The organism is Pseudomonas sp. Seg1 (genome assembly GCF_018326005.1).
Classification (GTDB): domain Bacteria; phylum Pseudomonadota; class Gammaproteobacteria; order Pseudomonadales; family Pseudomonadaceae; genus Aquipseudomonas.
Genome location: NZ_AP021903.1, coordinates 4565128 through 4581300, shown reverse-complemented (window position 1 = coordinate 4581300; position 16173 = coordinate 4565128). Strand labels below are relative to the sequence as shown.

The window sequence follows — 16173 nt, the reverse complement described above, 5'->3', positions numbered from 1 at the left end:
AGTGAATGTATTCCACCGCCAACTTCAACCGATGCCTATGTCTGAAATCACTGTGCCATTAATATGAGAGCAATTAGTGGGCGGCATAATACCACTTAAGATACCGTTGGTCGCGTTTGCTATATATGTCCAGTGGGTCAGGAATCAAGCCATATTGGACGTGAGTTCCATAATGGAAAAAAGTCGATTTATTGTGTTGGACAGATATCGACATTGCCTGAAGTTGTACTCTTTGGACACAGGCAAACCCTGAGCCCGGCTGGAAATATCCGTTGCTGTCAGGTGAGATTATTTAATTCGATTTGTCGCTGGCAGGTATGAACTATTCAAATACGACATGCAGTGGTGGTGTTTCGCGCCCCTCGATACGTGCCGATTCAGGCCTGCCGTTCCGAAGGGTAGGACAGCAGTGGCAAACGTTTGGGTGTGAGGGCAGGCTGAAACTGAGGCTGGCCAACCTGAAAGGCGAAGGCTTCGATCAGCGAGGTCTGTTCACTGTCATCCAGGCTTAATTGTCCGGTGCTCTGATCCACCAGCTCAAGTTGCCAGGCCATCAGTGTGAAGCAGTCCTTCAAGGCAGTCAGGGCCTGTTCATGCAGGTCGACGTGATCCTGTGCCAGATTGAGCAAGCCGTAAATGTGCAGGGAGAACTCGGAAATCGCCTCCAGCGCCAGGGCTTCAGCCCGGCTTGCAAGCTTGAGGAGGGTGCTGAGCATGCAGTCGATGGCGTCCTTGTCGTTGCTGATCAACTGCAGATGGCTGAGGCATTCTTCGGACTTCGCCAGGAGCGTTTCAGCCTCGACAAGAAATTCGGGGAAGCGTTGCGCCCACTCTTTACGGTCGATTGGCATGCTTATCTCCACACCGTCATGTCTGATGAGGGAATGCCGTGTGTGGCGACGATCATGGATCGACGGGAGATCGCGCCCAGGCGTGCAGGTGCACAGGCTGAGGGGTTGCAGAGGGTTTGGTTCCGCTGAACTGCGATCGCACACAATAGCCTGACTCCGTTCATGCAATGAGAATGGCGTCACATTAATGGCTATTGGATATTGCGAATATCAGGTTGGGCCTGATTGTTACTAGGGGAATCCCTTAGACGCGGGAACCTACCGTGCAAACCGAGGTCGCGCCGCAAAGACTGTAGCAGATGAAAATCACGGGGCCAGTAAAGCATGATGTTAATGTGACATCAATGCCCGCATATGGCATTTTGATCGCGAACTTTGCGGGGATCAAGATTCGCTACGCGCAGCCGATAACCCTTTCTAGTGAATTCATCAGAACAAGCCCAGGAGTCATTGATGGCCGGCATTCTCGACACGGTAGACCAACGCACGCAACTGGTGGGTGAGAATCGCCTGGAAATTCTCATGTTCCGACTGGCCGGGCGCCAATTGTTCGCGATCAACGTGTTCAAGGTTCAGGAAGTGCTGCAACTGCCGAAGTTGACCCTGATGCCTCAGCGTCACCCGTTTGTCTGCGGTGTGGTCAATTTGCGCGGGCAGACCTTGCCGGTGATCGATCTGTCCCAGGCAATCGGCATGCGTCCGCTGGTGCCGGGCCCGAACAGCACCATCATCGTCACTGAATACAACCGTTCGGTGCAGGCATTCCTCGTTGGCGGCGTCGACCGCATCGTCAACATGAACTGGGAAGCCATTCTGCCGCCGCCGACCAGCGCTGGCCGCCAGCACTACCTGACGGCCATCAGCAAAGTCGACGATCAATTGGTGGAAATCATCGACGTCGAGAAAGTCCTCGCCGAAATCGTCCCGTACAACGCCAAGGTCTCGCGCGACAAGCTGGATGATCCGGTGCTGGAGCGCGCCCGTGGTCGCGAGGTGTTGCTGGTGGATGACTCCAATGTGGCGCTGTCGCAATTGCGCGATACCCTCGGCCAGCTCGGCGTGAAAATGCACATTGCCAGCGATGGTCTGAAGGCGCTGAACATGCTCAAGGCCTGGGCCGACACCGGCGTGAACATGACCGACAAACTGCTGATGGTGTTCACCGACGCGGAAATGCCGGAAATGGATGGCTACCGCCTGACCACCGAAATCCGTAATGACCCACGCCTGCGTGGTTTGTACGTGGTATTGCACACGTCGTTGTCCGGCAGCTTCAACGACTCGATGGTGAAGAAGGTCGGTTGTGACAACTTCCTCTCCAAATTCCAGCCGGACAAACTGGTCGACGTGGTGCGTCAGCGTCTGATGCTCGACGAAGTGCCGGCCTGATACCTGCTGCGATTACTTTGTGGTGAGGGAATTTATTCCCGATGCGCTACGGAGTGGTCCCTTTCTTGAAATCGAAAGAGGGGCTGCTCCGCAACCCATCGGGGATAAATCCCCTCGCCACGGGTGTTCATCTTCTAGTGGATTCACTCAGCCTTTGATTCGCCGATAAAGCTCGTATAGGGTGGCGTTTTTGTCCGTCAGGGAGCTGGCCATGCTGCGTCTGAGCGCGCTTTATCGTTACCCGTTGAAATCCGGCAAAGGCGAGGTTCTGCAAGGGATCGACCTGGACAAGCTGGGGCTTGAGGGCGATCGACGCTGGATGCTGGTGGATGAAGCCAGTGGCCGTTTTCTGACCCAGCGCGCCGAAGCGAAAATGAGTCGGTTATCGGCGCTGTGGAATGCTCATGGCGGTTTGACTATGAGCGCGCCGGAACAGGCTTCAATCGAAATCGCCTTGCCCGGCGACGATGCCGAACTGCGTGGCGTGACCATTTGGCGTGACACCTTGCGTGTCCCTGACGCTGGCGATGAAGCGGCCCGTTGGGTCAGCGACTTCATCGGTAAACCGACCCGCCTGGTGCAAGTGCCGCTGGATCGTGCGCGTATGACTCAAGCGGGTTACGGAAACGATGACGATCAGGTCGCGTTCGCCGATGGTTTCCCATTGCTGTTGATTGGTGAGGCGTCGCTACAGGATCTTTCGCAAAAGGTCGGACGTCCTTTGGAAATGCTGCGTTTCCGGCCGAATCTGGTCATCGAGGGCAGCGAGGCCTACGCCGAGGATGGCTGGAAGCGTATTCGCATTGGCGATGTCGAGTTCCGCGTGGTCAAGTCGTGCTCACGGTGCATTCTCACCACCATTGACCCGCAAACCGGTGAGCGCAGTGCGGATCGTGAACCGCTGGCGACGTTGCAGAAGACGCGCGCCCAAGCGGACGGGGCGATGTTCGGGCAGAACCTGGTGAACGACCGCAACGGTCGTCTTGAGGTCGGGATGCCGGTGGAAATTCTCGAGTAAGCCGTCTCTTAAACAAAAAATGCCCGTGTCGTTGGACACGGGCATTTTTTTTGGTGCGATGAAAGCCGTGGGTTTAGCCGCGGTACTCGCACAGGTAAGCGGTGTCGACGGCGACTTTCAGCTGAAACTTGCTGTTGGCCGGGACGTTGAACTGGCTGCCGGCGGCGAAGGTTTCCCAGTCGCTGCTGTCCGGCAGTTTGACGGTCAGGGCGCCGGACACCACATGCATGATTTCACGCTGGCTGGTGCCGAATTCGTATTCGCCCGGGGCCATGACGCCGATGGTCGCCGGACCTTCAGGCGTGCCAAAGGCGATCGACTTGACGGTGCCGTCGAAGTACTCGTTGACTTTAAACATGGGCGATTCCTCGAAAAGGGCTAAAAAGTGGGGCGGCCAGTATGCACAAGGCTTTTGGCGCCGTCACGCCCCTATAGCGGCAGAACCAGCGGCAGCAACCGCGCGGTATTGCGGGCATCCTCCAGCGCTCGATGTTGCTGACCGCTGAACTGCATCCCCGCCAGTTGCAGTGCGCCGTTGAGCCCCAGCGGCCGCTCCAGGCGCCGGGCCTTGGCGAAACGTTGCTTGAGGTTCATGTGGGGCACTCGACTCAGTGCGCTGTCGAGTTGCAGCCGCTGCCATTCCTGAAGTAACTGCCTGCGGTCGTAATCGCCCCAACTGGCCCAGCCCTCGAGGCGCGTCTGATGCTGAGCGAGCCAGCGCTCGAATGCCGGCCAGACTTCGCTCAAGGGCTGCGCCGTATCGATATTGGCCTGGGTAATGTGCGTCAGCTCGCGACAGAAGGGCGTCAGCAACGGCCGTCGTGTCGGTTTGACGAAACGTTGAAAGTGGTCCTGCTCGCGTCCGGCGCGATCGACCAGCGTGGCACCGATCTCGATAATTTCCATTTCCGTGACCGGCCAGCCACCCTCGTCGGTGGTGGCTTCCAGATCAATGACCAGCCAGTGGGGCATCGCAGGGTTCCTGATTTCCGCGTTCTGATTATTCAGAGCGTAGTCAAACCCTGCGTTTGCGCCTGGATGACTACTCGACCTGCAACAGAACCTGACGATTTTTTACCTGATCGCCGACCTTGACCTGCACCCGCTTGAGTACGCCGTCGATGCCGGCCTTGAGCGGGTGCTCCATTTTCATTGCCTCCAGCACCACCAGCAACTGACCTTTGCTGACCGGACTGCCTTCGCTGACCAGTACATCAACGATGGCACCGTCCATCGGCGCCTTCAAGGTGCCGGAGCTGACGCTGGTCTGACTGCCGATCACGGCATGAGTTCGATCCTCCAGGCGCAGGCTGCCCGGATGGGTAAACAGCCACAGGTGCCCGCCGTCGTGGCGATAGGCATGACGTTGGCGCAGGCTGTCAATTTCCAGCGTTACCGAGGTGGCGCTGTGTTCGATGAGCTTCAATTCGAAGCTGCGGTCAGCGATTTGCACCTGAATCAGATCGCCCGGGCACTTGAGCAGTCGCACACTCCAGTTTTGTTCATCTAAACCGAGCCGATAGTGCAGCGGCACGCTGGCGTTGTTGCGCCAGTGGCTCAACGGCGCGCGATGCTGTTGCGCGGAGGCCAGATAAAACAGCGCTGCGGCGATGGCGAGCTCTTCGGCGCTCGGCGTGTAGGTATGCAGGCACGGGTGAGCGCTGAAATGCTGCGCGATGAACCCGGTGCTGAACTCGCCGCTGATGAATTGCGGATGTTGCAGCAGGCTTTCGAGTAGTCGCTGATTGCTTTGCACACCAAGCAACACGGTGTCTTGCACCGCGCGCAGCAGTTTGCGCCGCGCCTCTTCGCGGGTGGCACCGTGGGCGATCAGTTTGCCGAGCATCGGGTCGTAAAACGGGCTGACCGATTGACCTTCGCACAGGCCATGATCGATACGCGCACCGTGCGCGAACGCCGGTTCCCAGGCCTCGATGCGGCCGGTCTGCGGCAGAAAATCCTGCGCCGGATCTTCGGCATACAGCCGCACTTCCATGGCATGGCCATTGAGTTCGACTTGCTTCTGGGTCAGGGGCAGAGGCAAGCCCTCGGCAACCGATATTTGCCACGCGACCAGATCGAGCCCGGTAATCAGCTCGGTCACCGGATGCTCCACTTGCAGGCGGGTATTCATCTCCAGAAAGTAGAACTGCCCACGCGCATCGAGCAGAAACTCCACGGTGCCGGCGCCGACGTAATTCACCGCGCGCCCGGCCTTGAGCGCGGCTTCACCCATGGCTTGGCGCAACTCGGCCGTCATCACCGGGCAGGGCGCCTCTTCGATGACTTTCTGATGGCGGCGCTGGATCGAGCAGTCGCGTTCGCCGAGGTAGATCAGGTGGCCGTGGTGGTCGCCAAACAGCTGCACTTCGACATGGCGCGGCTCGACCAGTGCCTGTTCGAGGATCAATTCGTCACTGCCAAAGCCGTTCAGTGCTTCAGAACGTGCGGTGCGCAACTGCGCTGGCAGTTCAGTCGCGTTGTGCACCAGACGCATGCCGCGACCGCCGCCTCCGGCGCTGGCCTTGATCATCAACGGATAACCGATGCGTTCGGCCTCGCGCAGCAATGTCGCGTCGTCCTGCGCTGCACCCTGATAGCCGGCGATGCAGGGCACGCCAGCGTGAAGCATGGCGATTTTCGACAGGCGTTTGCTGCCCATCAGTTCGATCGCGTCGGGGCTCGGGCCAATGAAGGTCAGGCCGGCCTGTTCGCAGGCGCGGGCAAACTCGGCGTTTTCCGAAAGAAAGCCGTAGCCGGGATGGATTGCATCGGCGCCGCTGCGGCGGGCGGCGTCGAGGATATTCGGGATACTCAGGTAGGACTGCTGCACCGGCGCGGCGCCGATGTGCACGGCTTGATCGGCCATTTGTACGTGCAGCGCATCGGCATCGGCGTCGCTGAAAACGGCGACGGTGCGGTAGCCCAAAGCCTGGGCGGTGCGCTGGATGCGGCAGGCGATTTCACCGCGGTTGGCGATCAGGATTTTGTGGATGGCGGGCATGGTGATCTTCCTGAAGTTTTAACGGTGAATGTGCTGGCCTCATCGCGGGCAAGCCCGCTCCCACAGGGTCAGGTGGCCCACCCGGGTTTGCGTTTTTGCATGAACGCCAGGGTCCCCTCGATGCCCTCCGCACCGGTCACCGCTTCGCTGAACCATTGCGCCGCCTCATCGAGCAACTCACTCGACGGCTGTCCGGCACTCGCCAGCAGCAACTGCTTGGTCAGCGCATTCGCCTGTGGCGCGCAACACAGGACATGTTGCAGCACTTCATCCAGCCGCTCGGCCAGCGCCTGCGCGTCCTGCTCGACAAAATGCACCAGGCCTAGACGCCGCGCCTGATGGCCGTCGAAACGTGCGGCGGTCAGGGCTAGTCGGCGGGTTTCGGTGAGGCCGATACGCTGCACGACAAATGGCGCGATCTGCGCCGGCAACAGGCCGAGACTGGTTTCCGGCAGACCGAATTGCGCCTGGTGATCGGCAATCGCAATGTCGCTGACGCAGGCCAAACCAAATCCGCCGCCCATCACCGCACCTTGCAGCAGACAGATCAGCACTTGCGGCGTGTGCTGGGCTTCTTGCAGAAGCGCGCCGAACGTCCGGTTCAAATCGCGGTAGGCCTCGGCCCCTTGGGCGCGGGCGTTGGCCATGTCCTTGATGTCGCCACCGGCGCAGAAATGGCCGCCACTGCCGCTGAGCACCAAGGCTCGCACGGCGCGGTCATCGCGAACGGCGGCCAATACGGCGCGCAACTCGCCGACCATCTGCAGGCTCATCGCATTACGGCTTTGCGGGCGATTGAGGGTGATGTGCAGCACGCCGCCATGCAGTTCCAGCAACAGCGTCTGGCAATCGGGCAGGCTGCTCATTTCCGTTTCCCCGGCAGGATGCCCATCAGTTTGCAGATGATCCCCAGCATGATTTCGTCGGCGCCGCCGCCAATCGACACCAGCCGCACATCGCGATAGGCGCGGGCCACCGGGTTGTCCCACATGAAGCCCATGCCGCCCCAATATTGCAGGCAACTGTCGCTGACCTCACGGCCAAGGCGCCCGGCCTTGAGTTTGGCCATCGACGCCAGGCGGGTGACGTCCTGACCTTTCACGTACTGCTCGGTGGCCTGATAGACCAGCGCCCGCAGGCATTCGATTTCGGTCTGTAATTCGGCGAGGCGGAAGTGGATCACCTGATTGTCGATCAGCGCATTGCCGAAGGTCTTGCGCTCCTTGCAGTACTCGATGGTGCTGTCGACGCAGTATTCCAGGCCCTTGATCATGTTCGCCGCGCCGAACAGGCGTTCCTCCTGAAACTGCAGCATCTGCATCATGAAACCCGCGCCTTCGTGGCCGATGCGATTGCGTTGTGGCACGCGCACGTTGTCGAAAAACACCTGGGCGGTTTCCGAACTGCGCATGCCGAGCTTGTCCAGATTCGAGCTGAGGCTGATGCCGGGTGTGTTCATCGGCACCATGATCAGCGACTTGTTGATGTGTGGCTTGTCGTCGGAGGTGTTGGCCAGCAGGCAAATGAAATCGGCGCTCGGCGAATTGGTGATCCACATCTTGCTGCCGTTGATCACGTAGTCGTCGCCGTCCTTGCGTGCGGTGGTTTTCAGCCCGGCGACGTCCGAGCCGGCGCCGACTTCGGAGACGCCGATACAGCCGACCTGCTCGCCGGTAATCGCCGGACGGAGGAATTCTTCGCGCAGCTCATCGGAGCCGAAACGGGCCAGTGCCGGGGTGCACATGTCGGTCTGCACGCCAATCGACATCGGAATCCCGCCGCAGTGGATGGTGCCGAACTCTTCGGCGGCGACGATCGAGTAGCTGTAGTCGAGGCCCATGCCACCGAATTTTTCCGGTTTTGAAATCCCCAGCAGACCAAGGTCGCCGGCCTTGCGGAAAATCTCGTGGATCGGAAAGCGGCCGGCCTTTTCCCATGCCTCGACGTGCGGGTTGATCTCATGTTCGACGAATTGGCGGACGGTGCGACGCAGTGCTTCGTGTTCCGGGGTGAAGATCATTTTTATTGTTCTCCTTTCAATCCGTGGCAGTCAGAACCGGCTGACGCCGAAGCTGTTGGGTTGCAATGCGCGAATGTCGGCTTCGTGGCAGATATCCAGCAGATAACCGAGCAGGGTGCGGGTGTCACGCGGATCGATCAGCCCGTCGTCCCAAAGATTGGCGCTGCCGTAGAGTGCGGTGGACTGGCTGTCGAGTTTCTGCGCGGTGACCTGTTCGAGCATGTCGAGCATTTTCGGGTCTGGTACGAGGCCGTCCTTGAGTTGCTTGGCTTCGGTAACGATGCGCAGCACTTTGCCGGCCTGCGCCCCGCCCATCACCGCGGTGCGGCTGTTGGGCCAGGCGAAGATGAAGCGGGGGTCGAGACCGCGCCCGCACATGGCGTAGTTGCCGGCACCGTAGGAACCACCGACGACAATGGTCAGCTTGGGCACCCGCGCATTGGCCACCGCTTGAATCAGTTTCGAGCCGTGTTTGATCACGCCTTGCTGCTCCGATTCGGTGCCGACCATGAAGCCCGTGGTGTTGTGGAAGAACAGCAGCGGCGTCTGGCTCTGGTCACACAGTTGAATGAACTGCGCAGCCTTGCTCGCGCCGTTGGGCGTGATCGGGCCGTTATTGCCGATGAAGCCGCAGGCGCGCCCCTGAATCTTCAACTGACCGCAAACGGTCTGCTGATCAAACTCGCCCTTGAATTCGAGAAACTCCGATTCATCGGCAATCCGCGCAATGATTTCGCGCACGTCGTAGGGCTTTTTCGGATCGTCCGGGATCAGCCCCAGCAGTTCGTCGATGGGGTAGAGCGGCTCTTTGTACTGCGGTTCCGGTAGCCACGGCAGTTGTTCATTCCACGGCAACATGCGCAGGATCTCGCGCACCGTGCGCACGCCGTCGGCATCATTCTCGGCGAGGTATTCGGCGGTCCCGGCAACCTGTGCGTGCATCTCGGCGCCGCCCAGTTCTTCATCGGTGGCCACTTCGCCCGTCGCCGCTTTGAGCAGCGGCGGACCGGCGAGAAACAGCTTGGCCTTGCCGCGCACCACCACCACGTAATCGGAAAGCCCCGGTTGATAGGCACCGCCCGCTGTGGCCGAGCCATGCACCACGGTGATCTGCGGCAAGCCCATCGCCGACATCCGCGCCTGATTGGCAAAGCTGCGCGCACCTTCGACGAAAATCTCTGCGGCATAGTTGAGGTTGGCGCCGCCGCTTTCGGCGAGGGTGATCACCGGCAATTTGTTCTCTTGGGCGATCTGTTGCAGGCGCAGGGATTTTTTCAGACCGCTGGGCGAAATCGTGCCGCCCTTGATCGCACTGTTGTTCGCCACCACCATCGCGCGAATGCCCGAGACGTAGCCAATACCCGCGATCAGCCCGCCACCGGCCGCGCTGCCGTCCTTGTCGTCATGCAACTTGTAGCCAGCGAGGCTGGCCAGTTCGAGAAAGGGCGCGCCCGGATCAAGCAACAGATTCAGACGTTCGCGGGGCAGCAACTGCCCGCGCTGGTCGAATTTCGCCTTGGCCTCGGCAGCCTTGTTCAGCAGGTTTTGTTCCAGTTGCTGCACATGCTCGATGGCTGCGAGCATCGCCGCACGATTTCGGGCGAAGGCTTCGCTGTGCGGATCGAGTTGGGACTGGATCTGCGCCATGACTTACTCCTTGTCCTTGAGGACATCTGGCAAGTAGGCCCGATGAAAACCATTGAACGACTCGCTGTGCGTCGCCTTGTGCAACGGCCACGCACGACTGCCGAGGCTGGCCGCGCCATCGATTTTCAACGTGCTGCCGCTGATAAATGCCGCCGCCGGACTGAGCAGAAACACGATCGCGGCACTGACTTCCGATTCGGTGCCAATGCGCTTTAGCGGCACGTGTTCACGCAGGGTCGGGATCACCGCTTTGAACGCGCCTTCGTAGGTGTCCATGCCGCTGGAAGCGATCCAGCCAGGCGCCACTGCGTTGACCCGCACTCCGGCATAACCCCACTCGAACGCCGCCGTTTTAGTGAAGTTGTCCATGCCCGAGCGCGCCGCGCCGGAGTGGCCCATGCCGGGCATGCCGCCCCACATGTCGGCGAGCATGTTGACGATGTTGCCGCCGTGCTTGCTCATCGACTGGTTGAACACTTCCCGGGCCATCAGGAAACCGCCCACCAGATTGGTGCGCAGCACGGTTTCGAAACCTTTCTGATTGATCGAGGCCAATGGCGATGGGTACTGCCCCCCAGCATTGTTGACCAGCCCGTGGATCGGCCCGTGTTCGTCGATCAATTCGCTGACCAGTTGCTTCACCGCTTCTTCATCGCGGATATCGCAGGCTTTCCAGTGCGCACGACCACCGTCTTCGGCAATTTCTGCCGCGACCTTTTGCAGCTTTTCCGGCTTGCGCCCGACCAGCAGCACATTGGCGCCGAGCGCGGCGAGTTCATGCGCGGTGCAGCGGCCGATGCCGCTGCCGCCGCCGGTGACAATGATGGTCTGGCCGCTGAACAGATCGGCTTTGAATATCGATGCGTAAGCCATGCACACCATCCTCTAATCGAGCTGCTCGGCGATGCTCTGCGGCACCGGGATCTGGATTTCCAACAGTTGCTGGGCGAAGGCCTTGCCTTGCGGATCAATGCGCAGACTGGCCACGCCACCGCCGCCGAGGGCGTTTTCCAAAAGGAAATTCAAGCTGTGGGTGCCGGGCAGATACCAGCGTTCGACCCGGCCGTGAATCGGGTCGAGGACGTGGCTCATCCAGTCGACGATCACCGCCGGGGTCAGCGCTTCGGCGATCCACGGCAGGTATTCGGGCTTGCGCGCCAGCACACCGATGTTGCTGTGATTGCCCTTGTCGCCGGAGCGCGCCACGGCCAGTTTTACCAACGCCACGCTGGCATCGGCACGGCCCTGAGGTTTCGGCGGTTGCTGGGCAATCGGCAAATCTTCGCTGTCGAGCGCTGCCAATGAGGGCAGGGTGCAGGGATGACGCTCACCGGCCAGATCGATGTGCAGCGTGCAGGCGCTTTTGTCGATGAGGAAGGAGAACAGCTGGATCACTGGGTAAACCGTCGGCCGCCCGCCAACGATGCCGGTCAGCCCCGGAGCCATGCCAGTCGCGGCCTGGGCGATTTCCCGGGAGAACAACACCAGTGCCTGTTTCTGCGGATGGCGCACGGCAATTTTGATCACCACTTCGCGGCTGTCGCGACGCTGGCCGTGGGGGCCGTAAGTGGCTTCGCTGCCGAGCAGCTCGATGTGGGTTTCGCTGTAGGGCGCCCAGCCGCGCTGGCTGAACATCTCCGAGGTCTTGTCGAGGATCGCCTGGCTGACGCGCTGGGCCTTTTCTACTGCATCGATGCCGGCGATGAGGCAACTGGCGGTGCAGCGAAAGCCGTCCGGGCAGGTGGCGCTGACCTTGTATTTGTCGCTGGGCGGCAGGCCTTTGGCGCCGTGCACCTGCACAGCGTTCTTGCCTTGTTGGCGGAGTGTGACCTGGCTGAAATCGCAGATCACATCGGGCAGCAGATACGCCTGCGGATCGCCGATTTCATAGAGCAACTGTTCGCCGACGGTCAGCGGCGTGACCAGTCCGCCGGAGCCTTCGGGCTTGCTGACGATGAAGTGGCTGTCGGCGCTGACTTCAACGATCGGAAAGCCGATGTGCTCGTAATCCGGCACGTCGCGCCAGTCGGTGAAGTTACCGCCGGTGCATTGCGCGCCGCACTCGATGATGTGCCCGGCCAGCGCGGCCTGAGCGAGTTTGTCGTAGTCGTGCCACGACCAGCCGAATTCGTGCACCAGTGCCGCGCTGACCACCGCACTGTCGACCACGCGACCGGTGATGACGATGTCGGCGCCCAGGCGCAGCGCTTCGACAATACCCGGCGCACCGAGGTAGGCATTGGTCGAAACGCACATCGGTGGTAGTGGGGCGCCGCTGAACATCTCGCGGATGCCGCTGAGTTGTTTGACTTGCGGTTGCAGGTCATCGCCCAGCAACACGGCGATTTTCAGCGCGACGCCAACCTTGTTGCACGCCGCTGCCAGCGCGGCGGCACAGGCCTGTGGATTGACCCCGCCGGCGTTGCTGATGACGCGGATATTCTGCTCGGCCAGTTGCGGCAGCAGCGGCGTGAGCACTTCGATGAAGTCACTGGCGAATCCGGCCTGCGGGTCCTTCATGCGTGCGCCGGCCATGATCGACATCGTGATCTCGGCGAGGTAATCGAACACCAGATAATCCAGGCGTCCGCCGTCCACCAGTTGCGCGGCGGCGGTCGACGTGTCACCCCAGAAAGCACTGGCGCATCCGATGCGGACGGTGGTTGGCATTTTTATCTCCGACTCAGGAACCTGCGACAGAAGTGTCTGGAGGCTACCAAGCAAGCGCTTGGTTTGTAAACAGCTGAAATATCTTCTGCCCAAGCGCTTGCTTGGTCGCCATTGGCGGCTTAAATTGCGCGCAACCCTGCGGTTTCAGGGGGCAACAGACTGATCGACTGTAGGAGAGAACGGGTGGACGAGCAAAAAGCCCTGAGGGTCATGCGCGAATTGGTCGACGACGGCCAGTTGACCGACCCGGACAGCGCCCGCGGCAAACTGCTGCAAGTGGCGGCTCACCTGTTTCGCAACAAAGGCTATGAGCGCACCACGGTGCGTGATCTGGCCGGTGCGGTGGGCATTCAGTCGGGGAGCATTTTTCATCACTTCAAGAGCAAGGATGAAATCCTCCGTGCCGTGATGGAAGAAACCATCCGTTACAACACCGCATTGATGCGCGCAGCGCTGGCCGATGCCGGCAATGTGCGTGAGCGGGTGCTGGCGCTGATTCGCTGCGAATTGCAGTCGATCATGGGCGGCAGCGGCGAGGCGATGGCGGTGCTGGTCTACGAATGGCGCTCGTTGTCCGAAGAGGGCCAGGCCAGGGTTCTCGCCCTGCGCGACGTTTATGAAGACATCTGGCTACAGGTGCTCGGTGAGGCCAAGGACGCCGGATTTATCCGCGGAGATGTATTTATTACCCGACGTTTCCTCACTGGCGCATTGTCCTGGACCACCACCTGGTTCCGTGCGGGCGGCAGTTTGAGCCTTGATCAGTTGGCTGACGAGGCGTTGATTCTGGTCCTGGAAGAGCGTTGAAGCGCTTTCTATCGAGTCGGGAAACTGGCTAACTGGGCGAAACCGCCTAGCTTGAATGCATTGATCGGTATTTTTTCGGGGAGTGGGGTGTTTTGAAGTCTTCGCCAATTCGGACGGCCGCGGGGTTATTGCTCGCAGCGCTGGCTGCAATATGGGTATTGCCCGCTCAGGCAGCGCAACTGGTTCGGGTCGGTGCGGCGCATTTTCCGCCTTACACCGTTCGCCCGGAAAACGGTGCCGACACGGGTCTGTTGCCGCAGTTGGTCGAGGCGTTGAACCGCCTGCAAAGCGACTATCAATTTGTCTTGGTTCCGACCTCGATTCCTCGCCGGTTCGGTGATTTCAAGCAGGGCCGGATCGACATGGCGATCTTCGAAAACCCTGAGTGGGGCTGGAAGGAAATTCCCCACAGCGATGTCGATATGGGTCTGGAGGACGCTGAAATATTCGTCGCGCAACGCGAGGACGGCCGCCAGCAGAGTTACTTTGCCGACCTCACCGGCAAGCGTCTGGCACTGTTCAGCGGTTATCACTACGAATTCGCCAGCTTCAATGCCGATCCAAAATTTCTCGCGCAGAACTTCAATGCCACGCTGACCTATTCCCATGACAGCAACCTGTTGATGGTGCTGCGCGGGCGCGCGGACATTGCGCTGGTGACCCGTTCCTATCTGAGTGATTACCTGCTGCGAAACGAAAAAGTGCGCGATGAGTTGCTGGTATCGCAGCGCATTGATCAGATCTATCACCACTACGCTATCTTGCGTCCGACCGCGCCGATCAGCGGTGACGCATTCGGCAAGTTGCTGCAAGGTCTGCGCGACAACGGTGAGATGCTGAAGATTTTCGAGCCGTATCGGATTGCCGTGGTGCCGGTGCCTCACCATTGAGGCACTGATTTGCCGCTGAGGCTAAATTTCCCCGCTCGGCTCACGTCCCATCGTTGAACTGTCGACGATTATCGTGAGCCCGACCCATGTCCAATCTGAATGACCTGACTGCCCTGGCCTTGCCTTCGGGCAGTCACTTGGTAGCCGATGCAACCGAAAGCCGTCTGAGCCTGAGCCTGGACGGGCAACCGCTGATCCGCCTACGTCTTGATCGCGAGGCCCAAGGGCCGATCCAGATCGATGAGCGTTTTGCCCTGCCGCCTGCCCAGGCGCTGTGGGCGGCCTGTTATTGGCTGTTCGCGCGCGATCCCGAGTGCCGGCAATTGACCTGGCAACTCGACGAGCCGCCGAGCGAAGCCTTGCTCAGCGGTTTGTTGGTGAGCACTGAAGTGGCCGGTGAATACCGCTGTGAGCGCGGCTTGTTCTGGCAATTGCCACAACCGTGGCTCGGCACGTCGCTGACCGGCAGCTATCCGCAGCAAATGGTCATCAGCAGTGGCAAACGCCATCCGCTGCGCCCGGTCAAACCGCGCGGTGAAGTCTATCGGCGTTTTGATGCGCGGCTGGGGGCGTGGATTTCCCTGCGCACGGTCGAAATCGAAGCAGACCTGCCGCGCTTCAATCGCTGGCAGAACAGCCCGCGAGTGGCCAGTTTCTGGCAAGAAGAGGGCAGCCTCGAAAAGCATCGCGAATACCTGAGCAAACTCGACGCCGATCCGCACACGCTGACCTTGATCGGCTGTTTCGATGATCAGCCATTTGCCTATTTCGAAGCCTATTGGGCCAAGGAAGATCGCATCGCGCCGTTTTACGACGCGGACAATTACGACCGCGGCATTCACATGTTGGTGGGGGAAGAGGATCACCGCGGTCCGCACAAGGTGGCGAGCTGGCTGTCGGCGCTGGTGCATTACCTGTTTCTGGATGACCCGCGTACTCAGCGGGTGGTCGCCGAACCGCGTGCCGACAACGCGAAGATGATCGGCCACATGCAAAATCAGTGCTTCCATTGCGAGAAAGAGTTCGATTTCCCGCACAAGCGTGCGGCGCTGATGATTCTGGGGCGCGAGCGGTTTTTTGATCGCTGCAAACTGGCTTGATGACCAGGCCTCAGGATCTCTGTGATCCTGAGGCCGCCTTCGCGAGCAGGCTCGCTCCCACATTTAACCGCGTTCTTTCAGGAGAAATGCAGTCGTATGTGGGAGCGAGCCTGCTCGCGAATGAGGGCGCCAGAACTTTTCTGATTAACGACGACCCACCGCCACTGCATCCCGACGACTGCCCGACACCTTGCGGCAGTGCACCAGTGCATCGCGAATCATGAAGTTGACCAGCGTCGGCGAAACCCCCAGTTCCTTGGCGATGTCCTTTTGCGGCACGCCATGCAGGCGGTACATCTCGAACGCATAGCGAGTGCGGCTGGGCAGCTCGGTCAGGGCGTCAGCGATGTTTTCGAGGGTCGAGAAGTTGATGTGCGAGGTTTCTGGTGACGCGCCTTGAATGACCACGTTCAGCCCTTCCTCTTCAGGGCCGGAATACTTCTGCTCCAGCGCCTGTTTGCGGTAGTGATCGATGGCGAGGTTGCGCACGATCTGGAACAGATAACTCAATTGAGCCTTGATCGACGACGTGATCGGTGGCGCCGATTGCAGTCGGAAAAACGCATCCTGCACCACATCTTCGGCGCGTGACCGGCAGCCGGTAATGCGGGCTGCAATCTTGACCAGAATCAGTCGATTGTCGACGAATGCCTGAAGTAGCGGTGAATCGCACCTGCTTGTGGATACTTGTTCCGTCATGGAAATCACCTTGCTGCCAATAGGTTAGTGGGACGCCTGGGGGACGGGGCCGTCCTACACATCGAGCGACAAATTATG

General features: G+C 60.0%; 15 protein-coding genes. 5 read left to right on the top strand and 10 right to left on the bottom strand.

The annotated features are described in order from the left end of the window. Window positions 1–377: 377 nt before the first annotated feature. The gene (locus tag KI231_RS20490; RefSeq protein ID WP_213026187.1) at window positions 378–851 is read right to left on the bottom strand and encodes a hypothetical protein; all 474 of its coding nucleotides are present in this window, start codon (window positions 849–851) and stop codon (window positions 378–380) included. Window positions 852–1304: 453 nt separating this feature from the next. On the opposite strand from KI231_RS20490, the gene KI231_RS20485 reads away from it, so the two are divergent. Together KI231_RS20485 and KI231_RS20480 are read left to right on the top strand one after the other, a co-directional pair. Then, the gene (locus KI231_RS20485; RefSeq protein WP_003226705.1) at window positions 1305–2240 is read left to right on the top strand and encodes a chemotaxis protein CheV; all 936 of its coding nucleotides are present in this window, start codon (window positions 1305–1307) and stop codon (window positions 2238–2240) included. 211 nt (window positions 2241–2451) lie between these two features. After that, window positions 2452–3258, top strand: coding sequence for an MOSC domain-containing protein (locus KI231_RS20480; RefSeq protein WP_213026186.1), 807 nt, complete (start codon window positions 2452–2454; stop codon window positions 3256–3258). Window positions 3259–3331: 73 nt separating this feature from the next. Here the strand turns inward: KI231_RS20480 and ppnP are convergent, their stop codons facing one another. From ppnP to KI231_RS20440, 8 genes are all read right to left on the bottom strand, one after another. Next, window positions 3332–3616 (bottom strand): pyrimidine/purine nucleoside phosphorylase, encoded by a 285-nt coding sequence (ppnP, locus tag KI231_RS20475; protein ID WP_201237383.1) that lies wholly within the window; start codon window positions 3614–3616, stop codon window positions 3332–3334. Window positions 3617–3687: 71 nt separating this feature from the next. Beyond that, window positions 3688–4230, bottom strand: a complete 543-nt coding sequence (locus tag KI231_RS20470) for a 3'-5' exonuclease (RefSeq protein WP_103304780.1) — start codon at window positions 4228–4230, stop codon at window positions 3688–3690. Window positions 4231–4300: 70 nt separating this feature from the next. Continuing rightward, on the bottom strand, window positions 4301–6262 hold the full coding sequence (locus tag KI231_RS20465; protein ID WP_213026185.1) for an acetyl/propionyl/methylcrotonyl-CoA carboxylase subunit alpha: 1962 nt from the start codon (window positions 6260–6262) through the stop codon (window positions 4301–4303). A 68-nt stretch (window positions 6263–6330) separates the two neighbouring features. After that, on the bottom strand, window positions 6331–7128 hold the full coding sequence (locus KI231_RS20460; RefSeq protein WP_213026184.1) for an enoyl-CoA hydratase/isomerase family protein: 798 nt from the start codon (window positions 7126–7128) through the stop codon (window positions 6331–6333). Beyond that, window positions 7125–8282 carry a citronellyl-CoA dehydrogenase gene (atuD, locus tag KI231_RS20455; protein ID WP_213026183.1) on the bottom strand — a complete coding sequence of 386 codons (1158 nt, stop codon included), beginning with the start codon at window positions 8280–8282 and terminating at the stop codon, window positions 7125–7127. Before atuD ends, KI231_RS20460 begins: the two co-directional genes overlap by 4 nt. A 30-nt stretch (window positions 8283–8312) precedes the next feature. Next, on the bottom strand, window positions 8313–9929 hold the full coding sequence (atuC, locus tag KI231_RS20450) for a geranyl-CoA carboxylase subunit beta (protein ID WP_213026182.1): 1617 nt from the start codon (window positions 9927–9929) through the stop codon (window positions 8313–8315). A 3-nt stretch (window positions 9930–9932) separates the two neighbouring features. After that, window positions 9933–10802, bottom strand: coding sequence for an SDR family oxidoreductase (locus KI231_RS20445; protein ID WP_213026181.1), 870 nt, complete (start codon window positions 10800–10802; stop codon window positions 9933–9935). A gap of 12 nt (window positions 10803–10814) precedes the next feature. Beyond that, window positions 10815–12599, bottom strand: coding sequence for an acyclic terpene utilization AtuA family protein (locus KI231_RS20440; protein ID WP_213026180.1), 1785 nt, complete (start codon window positions 12597–12599; stop codon window positions 10815–10817). Window positions 12600–12782: 183 nt separating this feature from the next. Between KI231_RS20440 and KI231_RS20435 the strand changes: the two genes are divergently transcribed. The 3 genes from KI231_RS20435 (at window position 12783) to KI231_RS20425 (ending at window position 15396) form a co-directional block, all read left to right on the top strand. Beyond that, window positions 12783–13406: a TetR/AcrR family transcriptional regulator gene (locus tag KI231_RS20435; RefSeq protein WP_213026179.1), complete on the top strand. Its 624-nt coding sequence runs from the start codon at window positions 12783–12785 to the stop codon at window positions 13404–13406. A gap of 92 nt (window positions 13407–13498) precedes the next feature. Further along, window positions 13499–14296, top strand: coding sequence for a substrate-binding periplasmic protein (locus KI231_RS20430; RefSeq protein ID WP_103304788.1), 798 nt, complete (start codon window positions 13499–13501; stop codon window positions 14294–14296). An 86-nt stretch (window positions 14297–14382) separates the two neighbouring features. Further along, window positions 14383–15396 (top strand): GNAT family N-acetyltransferase, encoded by a 1014-nt coding sequence (locus KI231_RS20425; RefSeq protein ID WP_213026178.1) that lies wholly within the window; start codon window positions 14383–14385, stop codon window positions 15394–15396. 144 nt (window positions 15397–15540) lie between these two features. Here KI231_RS20425 and KI231_RS20420 read toward each other — a convergent pair whose 3' ends face one another. Beyond that, window positions 15541–16095, bottom strand: coding sequence for an RNA polymerase factor sigma-70 (locus KI231_RS20420; protein ID WP_064120208.1), 555 nt, complete (start codon window positions 16093–16095; stop codon window positions 15541–15543). Between the last annotated feature and the right edge of the window lie 78 nt (window positions 16096–16173).

Excerpts from the sequence above, each read along its gene's own strand:
- KI231_RS20485 (WP_003226705.1), top strand. The coding sequence starts at position 1,305 with ATGGCCGGCATTCTCGACACGGTAGACCAACGCACGCAACTGGTGGGT.
- KI231_RS20420 (WP_064120208.1), bottom strand. The coding sequence starts at position 16,095 with ATGACGGAACAAGTATCCACAAGCAGGTGCGATTCACCGCTACTTCAG.
- KI231_RS20470 (WP_103304780.1), bottom strand. The coding sequence starts at position 4,230 with ATGCCCCACTGGCTGGTCATTGATCTGGAAGCCACCACCGACGAGGGT.
- KI231_RS20460 (WP_213026184.1), bottom strand. The coding sequence starts at position 7,128 with ATGAGCAGCCTGCCCGATTGCCAGACGCTGTTGCTGGAACTGCATGGC.
- ppnP (WP_201237383.1), bottom strand. The coding sequence starts at position 3,616 with ATGTTTAAAGTCAACGAGTACTTCGACGGCACCGTCAAGTCGATCGCC.
- KI231_RS20490 (WP_213026187.1), bottom strand. The coding sequence starts at position 851 with ATGCCAATCGACCGTAAAGAGTGGGCGCAACGCTTCCCCGAATTTCTT.
- atuD (WP_213026183.1), bottom strand. The coding sequence starts at position 8,282 with ATGATCTTCACCCCGGAACACGAAGCACTGCGTCGCACCGTCCGCCAA.
- KI231_RS20480 (WP_213026186.1), top strand. The coding sequence starts at position 2,452 with ATGCTGCGTCTGAGCGCGCTTTATCGTTACCCGTTGAAATCCGGCAAA.
- KI231_RS20425 (WP_213026178.1), top strand. The coding sequence starts at position 14,383 with ATGTCCAATCTGAATGACCTGACTGCCCTGGCCTTGCCTTCGGGCAGT.
- atuC (WP_213026182.1), bottom strand. The coding sequence starts at position 9,929 with ATGGCGCAGATCCAGTCCCAACTCGATCCGCACAGCGAAGCCTTCGCC.
- KI231_RS20440 (WP_213026180.1), bottom strand. The coding sequence starts at position 12,599 with ATGCCAACCACCGTCCGCATCGGATGCGCCAGTGCTTTCTGGGGTGAC.
- KI231_RS20445 (WP_213026181.1), bottom strand. The coding sequence starts at position 10,802 with ATGGCTTACGCATCGATATTCAAAGCCGATCTGTTCAGCGGCCAGACC.
- KI231_RS20465 (WP_213026185.1), bottom strand. The coding sequence starts at position 6,262 with ATGCCCGCCATCCACAAAATCCTGATCGCCAACCGCGGTGAAATCGCC.